This is a genomic window from Candidatus Poribacteria bacterium, assembly GCA_021162805.1.
In the GTDB taxonomy this organism is placed as follows: Bacteria; Poribacteria; WGA-4E; order B28-G17; family B28-G17; genus JAGGXZ01.
In genome coordinates, this window is sequence record JAGGXZ010000124.1 from 1 (window position 1) to 11,842 (window position 11,842).

The following is an 11,842-nucleotide window of genomic DNA, read 5'->3' on the forward strand; positions in this document are numbered from 1 at the left end:
CCTCATCTCACGCCCCATGAACTTTTGAGAAGTCCTGCCTGTCCGCCGTTGTGCTTGACAAAGATCCGATCAGGGGATATACTATTGTTGTCCTTCCGTTTGGGCCATGAATTTACGGCCTGAACCTTATAACTTACCTGAGGAGGTAGAGACGATGCGTAAGTTGTTACTCTGTTCCTTGATGGCGCTGTTCGCCATGTTCATCGTCGCCCAAGGTGCTCTAGCAGTTAAAATCATCACAAAAGGCAGCATCCCGAAATGGCTGGTCGCAGCCGTTCCCAACACGGGCGAGGCATTGGATGCTTTGGAGAAGGATTGGATAAAGGAGAATATCGGCAAGACCGAAGCCGATCTCTCCAAGCCCGAGAACGGCCCCGAGGCAGGTGATAAGCTCACGGGAGATGCCAAGTTCGATTGGAAGGTTGTGGATAACGATCCGTCAAATAATTACATACTCGACTTTCAGCGTGATGATGTCTTCGGGGCGAACGACAACATCACCGCTTATATGTATCTCTATATTGAATCGGACAAGGATCGCACGGTTGACCTGTATTTAGGCAGCGATGATGCCGTCGCCGCCTGGGTGAACGGCGAGCAGGTTTGGAAGAATCCCGTTCTCCGTGGCGCCGGTGTCGACCAGGATAAGGTGGAAGGGGTTAAACTCAAAGCTGGTAAAAACGGCCTTTTAGTCAAGGTCTGCGAGCAAGGTGGTGGATGGGCAGGTTATGCCCGGATCGATCCTATTGAGGGGCTGAAGATCTCCACCAGCAAGAACGGCCCGTTCGAGGAGATCCCCGCTGCGGTTTCCATCTATTTCACCCAGTTTCTCAACTTAATCGGCCCAAGCCCCGGCGGTGCTGAAGGTGCTGAGGGCAAAGACCTCATCTCGGAGTGGACCAACGGCAAGTTCACCGAGGAGATGGTCGCTAAGGGAATCGGCGTTGCTAGGGGAGTTAAGATGGGCGAGGAGGCCTGGACTGAAGGTGAGTTCACCGACTTCGGCGGAGACAACCTCCAGGTGCTCTCCGAGGAGGTCTTCGGCAGACAGGGCGATCAGAATGACATCACCTGGTACGGATATACCGTGATCATCTCCCCCGATGACAGGGATGTGAAGATGCGGTTCGGGAGCGACGACGCCATCAAGGTCTGGGTTAACGGCGAGGTCGTGCTCGATAACCCCGTTCTGAGAGGTTCCAGCGGCTTCCAGGATACCGCCGATGTCCATCTCAAGAAGGGCCCGAACACGCTGCTCGTGAAGGTCTGCGAGCAGGGCGGCGGATGGGCTGGATTCGTCGGTTTCGACAACATGGACTTCTACAAGGGGTTGGTTGTGGATTCCTCCGTCACCCCTGTCAATCCGATGGATAAGCTCCCGACCACATGGGGGAAGATCAAGAAGTGAACCATCCAAGGGATTGAGATCGATGGCATATAGCTCCCGTCTGACAGGGGCTATATGCCATTTTCGCGTCTATCCCTTCACAAATGGGATTTTTCGTAAAGGAGGCCTGAGAAGTTGTGGGTAAATCGCTTTGGCCGGTTCTGATATGTGCCGTTATCATGTTTTTTACGTCACATATGGCATTTGCGATAAGAACCGTCGCGACGGGAGGCATCGAGTCGTGGCTGGTCGCAGCCGTTCCCGATACCGGAGCCGCTAATGCCGAGGGGATCATCACAGATTGGATAAAGAAGAACATAGGTATATCCGAGGAGGATCTGTCCAAGCCGGAGAACGGGCCCAAAGCAGGGGATAAACTCACAGGAGATCCCAGGTTTGACTGGAAAGTTATAAAGAGCGACGCGGCGAATAACCACATCGTCGACTTTCAACGTGCCGATATCTTCGGCGCGCATGATTTTATAACCGCGTACATGTACCTTTACATAATCTCAGACGAGGATCGTAGGGTGGATATGTGGTTCGGGAGCGATGACAGCATCAAGGTATGGGTGAACGGCAAGGTGATCCACAATAATCCCGTTCTTCGAGGCATAGCCCCCAATCAGGATCATATCAAAGGCGTTCCCCTCAAGCAGGGGAAAAACGGCCTTTTGATCAAAATCTGCGAGCAAACCGGTGGATGGGCCGGATGGTGTCGCATCGATCCGGTGGACGGGCTGAAGGCAACTCCAGATCCTAGGAAAGCCGCCGCGCCGTTGTCCAGCACGGGAGTGATTTACTTCAACGATTTCCTGAACCTGATCGGCCCGAGCCCCGGCGGCGCCGTCGCGGCGGTTGAGAAGGACCTCATCTCCGAGTGGACCGACCACAAGTATACTGAGGAGGATGTAGCCAACGGGAAAGGGGTCGAGAACAGGTGGGAATGGGAGAAATTTCCGCTCGTAGAACAGGGAGCAGAGGGATGGAAACTGGGTGAGTTCACCGATTTCAGCGGCAATAACGTCCAGAAGCTAGCCGAAGAGGTATTCGGCAGGGTCGGAGATCTGAACAATTACACCTGGTATGGATATACCGTGATCATCTCGCCCGATCGGCGTAACGTCGATCTTCGCGTGGGCAGCGACGACGCCGTTAAGGTCTGGCTCAACGGCAAGGTGGTCCATGATAATCCCGTCTTGAGAGGGTCATCGGGATTTCAGGATAGGGTTCCCATCACCCTCAAACCGGGGCCTAACAGGATTTTGGTTAAAGTCTGCGAGCAGGGCGGCGGATGGGCGGTCTTCATCGGCTTCGACAATGAGAAGGATTTTCAGGGGTTAAAGGTCGATGCATCCAAGACGATCGGATTCCAGGCGGTTGATCCGATCGGAAAGCTTAGAACCACCTGGGGTAGCTTGAAGGATGCGCGGTGAAACGTAAAAGGCTTATCCTCGCTTCGGGATCACCTCGACGGGCGGACCTCCTGAGACAGATAGGGCTTGAATTTGAGGTGATCCCAAGCGGCGTTGATGAAAATGAAATATCTGGAAGCTCTCCACAGGAGAAAGCACTCAACGCCGCCCTCGCCAAAGCCTTAGACGTGGCTCGAAAGGTAGGAGAGGGGATCGTTATAGGGGCGGATACGATCGTCGTGCTTGAAGGGCGGATCTTGGGGAAGCCGTCTGGACCCCAAGAGGCTATTCGGATGCTAACCCTCCTAAGTGGCAAAACCCATCGGGTCATAACCGGTGTTGCGTTGGTCGATGCCTCCTCCATGAAGGTTGAATCCTGGGTTGAAAGCACATCCGTGACCTTCAGGGAGCTCTCCCCTGATGAGATAGTCGAATACGTTGAAACCGGGATACCGCTCGACAAAGCGGGCGCGTATGGAATTCAGGATAAAGCCGCCGCCTTCGTCAAAAGGATCGAAGGATGTTACTTCAACGTCGTGGGGTTGCCCTTAGCAGCTCTGATCGAACGCTTGAGAAAAAAGATGAAATTCGGTTCTTGACATTGATTCGAGATGTGGTAAAATAAGCCCGTCTCGTAAGATGTTTTCTCTTCAAGGAGGTTAAGAGTCTGATGCCATTGGTAAGGGTTGAAAAGGGCGAATCGATCGATAAGGCGTTGAGCCGCTTCAAGAAACTGTGTGATAAGGAACAGCTCCTGAAGGAGATAAAAAGGCGGGAACGGTACGAAAAACCCAGCGAGCAGAGACGCAAGAAGCTCCTGAAGGCCCAGAGGAAAATGCGTCAGGCTGCTCGAAGGGCGGCGAACAGAAGAAAATAGCCGGCCTTGAAGGCCGTAGCATACCGAAATATATGGGTGGGGGCGACCGATCGGTCGCTCCTACTTAAAAGTCATTTGTAGTCATTAGGTCATTTGACTTCGTCGTCATTCAAACAATGACAATCGCTCATATTATCGTTAAGTGTAGCAGAGATCCGAGAGGTCAGAAGAGCTTATTTCTCAGAGTTGGAAGGAGACAGGAAACAGGAAGCAGGAGGCAGGGGAAAATCTATATTCCTGTCTCCTGTTTCCTGCCTCCTGTCTCCTATCGGTGATAACCGCTCTACACTCAAGGGAAATAAGAGCGATGACAATAAATAATCTGCGGATGGGGAATGTATGTTGGACATTCGTGGATGTCAGATGAGCATATCTAAAACATTAGCCGTTATCTCTGTTTTCATCCTCCTATCATCATCAACTATGGCGTCAGATAATACGATCTACTCCAAAGATAACGCTATAGTCCGCGCCGTTGAGAAGGTCTCACCTTATGTGTTCAACGTCATCTCAGCCCGGCCGGTCAAATTGAACCCGTGGTATCAATTGTTCACCCCATTTGAGCCTCAGACCAAGCACAGGCTGGGCTCAGGAGTGATGATCGACAAGGGATATGTGCTTACAAATCAGCATGTTATCCAGAACGCTGTGAGCGTGAAGCTCATATCGGTGGAATCGAAGGAGATGGAGTGTGAAGTGGTGGGGGAGGATTATCCTACCGATATAGCGCTGCTTAAGGTGGTGGGGGAAAAAGACAAGGGAGCTGATCTGGGCGATTCAAATGAGCTCAAACTCGGAGAGTGGGCCATAGCTATAGGAAACCCGTTCGGCGCACCCTCGGTCACCGTCGGGGTCATAAGCGCCCTACATAGATCGATCCGCGTCGGTGAAAGGACTTATCGTGATCTGATACAGACCGACGCGGCGATAAATCCCGGAAACAGCGGAGGCCCCCTTATCGACATCCGCGGGAGAGTAGAGGGTATAAGCGTGGCCTTTTTATCCTCGGAGATAGGACAGGGCGTGGGATTTGCGATTCCAGCGAACATCGCCAGGATGGTCATGAAAAAGCTCCTCGAGGATGGTGTAGTGATCGAGCCATGGACGGGGATGGAGTATCAGAAGCTGACCCCTGACATCGCCCGACATCTCAGGATTTCCGAAGATCGAGGCGTTCTGATCGCCAATGTGGAGGATAAAAGCCCCGCACAAAGAGCCGGCATAAAGCGGATGGATCTTCTGAAGGAGATATCGGGTTTCCAGGTTAAAACGCTGGACGATCTGAGATATATAACCCGCTTGCTTAAAGGAGGAGAGGGATATCCGATAACCCTTCTCAGACAGGGCAGGGAGATCAAACTAACGCTAACACCCGAGCCGTTGATATCTAAACCTTATAGCTCCCCCATCGGGCTGAAAGTTCATGAGATGAACAGAAGAATAGCCAAAGTTTTCAGGCTGAAAGGCAAGGATGGGGTATTTGTGTGTAAGGTGGAGCGATCCGGATCGCTGTGGGGGTCCGGTTTACAGACCGGAGACCGGATCTACGCCATCGGCCGATATGATATCAGAGATCTGAAGGATTTCAAAAAGGTGGAGAGGATGATCTCGAGAGGAAATCGGGTGACCTTCTTCTTCGAGAGGGAAGGCGTTAACTACAGGCTAACGACCTTAATCAGGTGATCGCAACCTCGAGCTCACCTTCGGTGTTATATTTAATGAGTTCGTTCATATTATCGTTAAGTGTAGCAGAGATCTGAGAGGTCAGAAGAGCTTATTTCTTAGAGTTGGAAGGAGACAGGAAACAGGAAGCAGGAGGCAGGGGAAATCTATTTCCTGTCTCCCGTTTCCTGCCTCCTGTTTCCTATCAGTGATACTGTTACACTCAAAAGGGAATTTGAGCGAATGAGTTTAAGTAACGGGGGATTAAGATGAAAGTTCAGCTTTCTACCATAATAGCCGTGAGTATTTGTCTCCTGTTCCTGATCCCGATGGTCATCTACATGAGGACCCATACCGTAGGAGGTACCGGAAGCGATAAGATGCTCGAAAGCGAGGAGTTTAGAAACCTACGAGAAGAGGGCAAGAACTTAGCTCAGATGGGAATGAAGTATTATGAGGATGGAAATCTGGACAAAGCCCTCGAGTTCTACAACAAAGCTATACAGATCTACACGCAGGCTTTGAAAATAAGACCTGAGAACGCCGAGATGCATAATGATCTAGGCGCTGTATATTACAATCTCGGCGAAGCGGTGTCCGAACCGATATGGACCGATGACCTAACCAGGAGTTCCCTTACTGAGGCGATGGATAAACTCCAAAACGCCCTGAGGGAGGTCGAATCCGGGATAATCGTTCTGACCTTCGGTGATAAACAGATCGCCGAGAAGGTTAAGAACTTCGCCATATCGCAGGGCCACTATGCCCATATCAACCCGGTGGAAGACGGCAAGGAGTTCGATCTGTATATCATAAAAGGCAAGACCAAGGAGGCCTTCCTGAAGGCGGAATCGGAGTTCCTTAGGTCCAAGTTGATCAAGGAGCGATATGCCCCCGCCTATAGGAACCTCGGAGCGCTCTATATGAAGATGGGACGCTGGGACGAGGCGGTGCAGAATCTCGAACTTGCCCTCAGGATCGAGCCTTATGACAAGGAGCTGAGAACCTATCTGCAACAGATAAAACAGCGTTCCAGATGAATGTGGGGCAGATCTATAGAGCCGTTTTGACGGAGTACAGAAAAGGGTTCGGGCGATATCTGATCCTATCGCTTCCGGCCCGATCGATTCTCTCCCTGTTGCTATGGCTACCCCTGCGATTCCATTCTCCTCCAAGCGATATGTTCATCAGCACGGTGCTTTCGATCTCATTTCTCTCCATTTTTCTGGCTCCCCCTCTGGTCGCCCCGTTTCCGATCGCCGGTTTCATGTATGAGCGTCTCGGACTTCGCTCAGATCCGCTCGCCCCATTTCGCCGCCTCGGTAAGCTCCTCTTTCCCCTCCTCGGTTCGTTCATCATATGGACGGTTTATGTGACCCTCGGCCTCATGCTTTTCCTCCTCCCAGGTTTTCTGATCTTCATCAGATATATCCTCACGTCAAGCGTCATCGTAGTCGAAGGTGAGGGCGGATATGGCGCCATCAGACGCGGTAAGATGATAATGGAGGGGGAGTTCAGGCGAGGCGCTGTAGTGGTGCTTCTACCGGTGATGGCCGAAGTACTTATATCCCTTTTCATATCCACCCCAGCGGCCTACCTGGGGGGAAGAACCAGCTTCGGAGGCGGCTGGGAGTATCTGAGCTTTGGATTTCTCATCCCGCTTCTCTTCGATCCCGTTATAGCTCTCCTGAGCGTATTTCTCTATCTGGATATCAGATGTCAGAAAGAGGGATTGAGCGAGGAGATGCTGAGAATGGATTTCATGGAGATGGAGAGATGAGGGCTATACTGACCACATGTTGGGGACTTGAAGGGGTAGTTGTGGATGAAATGAAGGAGAAACTGAAGGGAGAGGTTGAGCTGAATCCCTTTGGATTCAGAGGACGTGTCGCCATCTCGATCCGATCGATCGAAGAGGCAGTGCTAATGAGTTACTCGCTCAGAACGATCCACCGCTGCATGTTGCTCCTACACTCATTTAAGATCCGAACGGATGAGGGCGGACTTGAGGACATATACGAGGGAGTTAAGGAGGCGGAGTTCACCCAGTTCCTCTCGCCGGATGTAAGCTTCGCCATAAGATCGGAACGTAAAGGCGAGCATCGTTTCATCTCACCCCAGATAGCTGCCTCCGCCGGCCAGGCAGTCATAGATAAGGTGATGGAGAAAAAAGGTTACAGGCAAAGGGTGAACCTGGATGATCCCGACGTGACGCTCAGAGTGGATGTCTCAAACGATAATTGCATGGTCTGCCTCGATATGGTCGGCGGCGAGAGCATGCACAGAAGGGGGTGGAGGCGATACGATCATCCGGCAAGCTTAAAGGGATCGATCGCATCGGCGCTCGTGAGAATATCAGGATGGAATGAGGGGGAGACGATGCTTGATCCGCTGTGTGGAAGCGGGACGATCCCTATCGAGGCAGCACACACCGCCATGGATCTGCCCCCTGGCTACTTCCGTAAAGATAACCTCGCCTTCACGAGGTTGCCCTTCAAAAGGGAGATATTCTCTCAAATCATGGCCCAAATTGATGGCGGAATAAGATGGGGGGTCAAATTACGGATCTACGGATCTGAGCTGTTCGAAAAGCACGTCGAAGGTGCGATCATGAACGTGCGTTCAGCAGAGGTTGAGGACAAGGTGGAGATATACCGTCACGATGTGTCTGCGCTCTCAGAGTTTTTCCGCCCCGGTTCCGTGGATGTGATCGTCACCAATCCGCCTTATGGGATGAGGATAGCCGATGTGAGGAGAGCGACGGAGATACATAGATCGCTTATGAGATCGGGATTTGAAGTTCTAAGGGAAGGCGGCAGGATGGTGCTCGTGACGACGCATAAAAACCTGATCTTCAGCACGGCGGAGACTTTGGGATTCAGGATCGGTGAGAGTTTCCCCATATGCAACGGCAACCTATGGATCAGAGCTTTTAAGCTGATCAAGGGGAAAACGTAATGCGCGAAGCGTAAAGCGTAAGGCATATAGAACGCCTTACGCTCTACGCTCAACGGTTTTTAGCTACTTGATCTCGACGGTAGCGCCGACGGCCTCCAGTCTCTCCTTGATCTGCTCGGCCTCTTCCTTAGAGATCCCCTCTTTGATGGTGGTCGGGGCGCTCTCAACTTTCTCCTTAGCCTCTTTAAGTCCGAGGCCGGTTATGGCCCTTACCTCTTTGATCACTTGGATCTTCTTATCGCCAAAAGAGGCCAGGACGACGTCGAACTCCGTCTTCTCCTCCTCGGCTTCTGCTGCCTCAGCGGCTTCACCTGCAGCGGCTCCGGGCATTCCGGGCATCGGCCCCATCATAACCGGAGCGGAGGCCGTCACTCCGAATTTCTCCTCCAGAGCCTTTACCAGCTCTGAAAGCTCCAGAACGGTCATGTTAGATATAGCTTCGATTATCTCCTCTTTGCTGAGAGCCATTCTACCTAACCTCCTTAGATTTCACCTCAGGCGGCCTTTTCCTTTTGATCGGCTATCGCCTTGAGGACGTATACTATTTTGTTGATCGTTCCCTGAAGCACATTAACCAGACCGGATGCCGGATTAGCGCCATTCAGCACGTATACCAGGTTGGCTATCGGCGCGCTGATTCCTCCCACTACCCTTGCGATCAACTCCTCTCTCGGCGGCAGTTTGGTCAGCTCCGGCACGGCCTCCGCGTCGAGAACCCTCTTACCTAGTATCGCGCCCTTGATCTGAGGTTTGTCGAACTCGTCGATAAATTCAACCAGTACCTTCGCGGGGGCAACGGCATCCTTTGAGAAGGCCACACCAGTTGGCCCGACCAGGTAAGGCTCATATCCCTCAACGCCGAGCGATTGGAGGGCCAGATTGAGCAAGGTATTCTTACAGACCTTGAACTCAGCACCAGCCTGTCTGAATCTGTGCCTTAGCTCGTTTATCTCGGCGACGTTTAATCCCTGAAAGTTCACCAGTATGCCTATCTCGTTAGAGGAGAACTTCTCCTTGAGTTCGTTAACGACGGCGATCTTCTCCGGTCTGGGTTCCTTTCTGGTGTAGACGGGTTTTTCGTCCATAGTATCCCTTCCCAGCTTAATTTGGACAACAAAAAAGCCTCCGGTCGTCAAACGGAGGCAGGAATTCCAAACTTTTCAGCCCCAGTCTGGACAGGATATTAAGCGAACCGAGGTTCGCACCTGCCGTCTTCGACCGGAATTGATCTCTCTGATATTCGTTTTTACCGTTTCAGAAACTCATTCGGATCCAGCTTTATCCCAGGCCCCATTGAGGGGGAGATAGCCACATTTCTTATATATCTCCCCTTGGCGGCCGGCGGTTTGGCCCTGATTATGGCATCCATCAGGGTGGTGATGTTCTCCTTGAGCATTTCCTCCTGGAAGGAGGCTTTTCCCACAGGTGCATGTATATTGCCGGATCTATCGACCCTGAACTCTATCCTGCCCGACTTTATCTCTCTGACGGCATCAGCGACGTCGAAGGTAACGGTTCCGGACTTGGGATTGGGCATCAATCTCAGGGGACCGAGGATCCTCCCCAATCGGCCGACGATCCTCATCATATCCGGTGTTGCGATGGCTGCGTCGAAATCAACCCAGCCTTCCTGAATTCTTTCGGCCAAATCCTCACCACCGACATAATCGGCTCCGGCCTCCTGGGCCTCACGCGCCTTTTCGCCCTGTGCGAAGACGAGCACCCTCACCTGTTTCCCGGTGCCGTGCGGTAGAGTTACGGTACCCCTTACCATCTGGTCAGCGTGCCTTGGATCGACCCCCAGTCTGGCTGCCAACTCCACCGTCTCGTCGAACTTCGCCGTGGCCACCTGTTTTACAAGACGTATGGCCTCATCGAGCGTATAGAGCCTAGCTCTATCGATCAATTCCAGAGCCTGGATATATCTCTTTCCTCTCTTAGCCATCAGTCCTTCTCCACCACAATGCCCATGCTTCTGGCCGTTCCCATTATCATCCTCATGGCGGCCTCGATATCATCGGTATTGAGATCCTTAAGCTTGGTCTCAGCTATCTCTCTGACCTGGCTTTCGGTCACCGTGCCCACCTTGTTCCTATTGGGTTCACCCGAGCCTTTGGCGATCTTAGCCGCCTGTTTAAGCAGGATTGAAGCGGGCGGAGACTTGATCTCATACGAATACGACCTGTCGGTGTAGCAGGTTACGATCACCGTGACGATCAATCCGGCCTGCGACTGTGTTTGAGCGTTGAAGTTCTTGACGAACTCGGGTATGTTTATCCCGTAGGGAGCCAAACTAGGCCCGACAGGCGGGCTCGGCGTCGCCTGCCCACATGGAAGTTGAAGTCTGACCACACCTGCGACCTTCTTCGCCATTATATCTTCTCCACCTGGAAGAATTCCAACTCGACCGGCGTCGAGCGGCCGAAAATCGAGATCATCAGCCTGAGCTTTTGTCTCTCCTCATCTACCTCATCGACCTCACCGGGGAATCCGGTGAACGGACCGTCTATGACCTTTACCTTATCCCCGACCGAATAGGTGACAGCTGGAGCCGGTTTCTCCTTAGACTGTGTCACCTCAAATATGTTTTTGACCTCCTCCTCGCGCAGAGGGGTCGGATTCGTTCCCGATCCGACGAATCCTATCACCCCGGGCGTGCTCTTCACCACATGCCATAGCCTTTTATCCAATTCCTTAAGGAAAATCAACACATAGCCCGGGAAGAAAGTCCTCACAGATACCTTCTTCTTGCCGTCCTTTACTTGGGCTACTTCCTGCGTCGGAACGAATATTTTAAAATCCTCCTCGTTTAAACCCAACGCTTTTAGCCTTTGTTCGAGGTTAAGCTTAACCTTCTGTTCATGTCCGGAGTAAGCGTGTATCACGTACCAAGGCATGATTTCAAACCGTCCTCAGAAAAACAGAAGTCGAATGATCCTACCTAGGACGAAATCCACTATCCATAGGTAAACAGCGACTATGGCAACGGCCACTATCACCACAACCGTTGATCCCCATATATCCTTATAGGTGGGCTTGGAAACCTTGCCCCACTCAAGCTTTACCTCTTTCAAATATCTCTTCAGCCTTTCGATCATGATATCCCAACCTTAGAGATCTCCCTTTACAAAAAATGGCAGGCCAGGGAGGATTCGAACCTCCAACCTTCGGATTTGGAGTCCGACGCTCTATCCGTTAGAGCTACTGGCCTGCAAGTTAAACCTATCTCGTCTCTCTATGCAGGGTGTGTTTCCGACAGAATTTACAATATTTCTTTAATTCAAGCCTCTTCTGAGTTTTCTGTCTGTTGCGCGTTGTGACGTAATTCCGCCTTTTACAGACATCACATGCCAGTATAACCAGATCTCTCGGCATTCCCACTCGCCCCCTATCACTCTATGATCTTGGTCACGACACCAGCACCGACGGTGTGTCCTCCCTCTCTGATCGCAAACCGTAACCCCTCCTCCATCGCTATCGGAACCATCAACTCAACCGTCAAATTCACATTATCACCCGGCATCACCATCTCTACTCCCTCCG

At 51.9% G+C, this 11,842-nt stretch carries 16 protein-coding genes and 1 tRNA gene; 8 read left to right on the top strand and 9 right to left on the bottom strand.

Annotated features, from left to right (window positions below):
* The first annotated feature begins 154 nt into the window (after positions 1–154).
* The 8 genes from J7M22_09640 (at position 155) to J7M22_09675 (ending at position 8,299) form a co-directional block, all read left to right on the top strand.
* Complete coding sequence (locus J7M22_09640) at positions 155–1,408, top strand: hypothetical protein (protein MCD6506871.1); 1,254 nt, start codon at positions 155–157, stop codon at positions 1,406–1,408.
* A 116-nt stretch (positions 1,409–1,524) separates the two neighbouring features.
* On the top strand, positions 1,525–2,823 hold the full coding sequence (locus tag J7M22_09645) for a hypothetical protein (protein ID MCD6506872.1): 1,299 nt from the start codon (positions 1,525–1,527) through the stop codon (positions 2,821–2,823).
* Complete coding sequence (gene maf / locus J7M22_09650; GenBank protein ID MCD6506873.1) at positions 2,820–3,401, top strand: septum formation inhibitor Maf; 582 nt, start codon at positions 2,820–2,822, stop codon at positions 3,399–3,401. The genes J7M22_09645 and maf overlap by 4 nt, the downstream gene beginning before the upstream one ends.
* Positions 3,402–3,472: 71 nt before the next feature.
* Positions 3,473–3,679 carry a 30S ribosomal protein S21 gene (locus J7M22_09655; protein ID MCD6506874.1) on the top strand — a complete coding sequence of 69 codons (207 nt, stop codon included), beginning with the start codon at positions 3,473–3,475 and terminating at the stop codon, positions 3,677–3,679.
* 363 nt (positions 3,680–4,042) lie between these two features.
* Positions 4,043–5,362 carry a trypsin-like peptidase domain-containing protein gene (locus J7M22_09660; protein ID MCD6506875.1) on the top strand — a complete coding sequence of 440 codons (1,320 nt, stop codon included), beginning with the start codon at positions 4,043–4,045 and terminating at the stop codon, positions 5,360–5,362.
* Between the two features lie 248 nt (positions 5,363–5,610).
* Positions 5,611–6,381: a tetratricopeptide repeat protein gene (locus J7M22_09665; protein MCD6506876.1), complete on the top strand. Its 771-nt coding sequence runs from the start codon at positions 5,611–5,613 to the stop codon at positions 6,379–6,381.
* Positions 6,378–7,121 (top strand): hypothetical protein, encoded by a 744-nt coding sequence (locus J7M22_09670; protein ID MCD6506877.1) that lies wholly within the window; start codon positions 6,378–6,380, stop codon positions 7,119–7,121. Before J7M22_09665 ends, J7M22_09670 begins: the two co-directional genes overlap by 4 nt.
* On the top strand, positions 7,118–8,299 hold the full coding sequence (locus J7M22_09675) for a class I SAM-dependent RNA methyltransferase (protein ID MCD6506878.1): 1,182 nt from the start codon (positions 7,118–7,120) through the stop codon (positions 8,297–8,299). Before J7M22_09670 ends, J7M22_09675 begins: the two co-directional genes overlap by 4 nt.
* Positions 8,300–8,362: 63 nt before the next feature.
* Here the strand turns inward: J7M22_09675 and rplL are convergent, their stop codons facing one another.
* The 9 genes from rplL to tuf all read right to left on the bottom strand — a co-directional run.
* The gene (gene rplL / locus J7M22_09680) at positions 8,363–8,767 is read right to left on the bottom strand and encodes a 50S ribosomal protein L7/L12 (GenBank protein MCD6506879.1); all 405 of its coding nucleotides are present in this window, start codon (positions 8,765–8,767) and stop codon (positions 8,363–8,365) included.
* A gap of 26 nt (positions 8,768–8,793) precedes the next feature.
* Complete coding sequence (locus J7M22_09685) at positions 8,794–9,384, bottom strand: 50S ribosomal protein L10 (protein ID MCD6506880.1); 591 nt, start codon at positions 9,382–9,384, stop codon at positions 8,794–8,796.
* A gap of 161 nt (positions 9,385–9,545) precedes the next feature.
* A complete protein-coding gene (locus J7M22_09690) occupies positions 9,546–10,244 on the bottom strand; it encodes a 50S ribosomal protein L1 (protein MCD6506881.1) in 699 nt (232 codons plus the stop codon).
* Entirely contained in the window at positions 10,244–10,672 is a 429-nt protein-coding gene (gene rplK / locus J7M22_09695) for a 50S ribosomal protein L11 (protein MCD6506882.1), read from the bottom strand. The genes J7M22_09690 and rplK overlap by 1 nt, the downstream gene beginning before the upstream one ends.
* Positions 10,672–11,196 carry a transcription termination/antitermination factor NusG gene (gene nusG / locus J7M22_09700; protein MCD6506883.1) on the bottom strand — a complete coding sequence of 175 codons (525 nt, stop codon included), beginning with the start codon at positions 11,194–11,196 and terminating at the stop codon, positions 10,672–10,674. Before nusG ends, rplK begins: the two co-directional genes overlap by 1 nt.
* 15 nt (positions 11,197–11,211) lie before the next feature.
* Positions 11,212–11,397 (bottom strand): preprotein translocase subunit SecE, encoded by a 186-nt coding sequence (gene secE / locus J7M22_09705; GenBank protein MCD6506884.1) that lies wholly within the window; start codon positions 11,395–11,397, stop codon positions 11,212–11,214.
* 36 nt (positions 11,398–11,433) lie between these two features.
* Positions 11,434–11,510: transfer RNA gene (locus tag J7M22_09710), tRNA-Trp, on the bottom strand.
* Positions 11,511–11,521: 11 nt separating this feature from the next.
* Positions 11,522–11,674, bottom strand: a complete 153-nt coding sequence (rpmG, locus tag J7M22_09715) for a 50S ribosomal protein L33 (GenBank protein ID MCD6506885.1) — start codon at positions 11,672–11,674, stop codon at positions 11,522–11,524.
* Between the two features lie 16 nt (positions 11,675–11,690).
* The coding region (gene tuf / locus J7M22_09720) for an elongation factor Tu (protein MCD6506886.1) at positions 11,691–11,842 on the bottom strand (152 nt) is incomplete at its 5' end.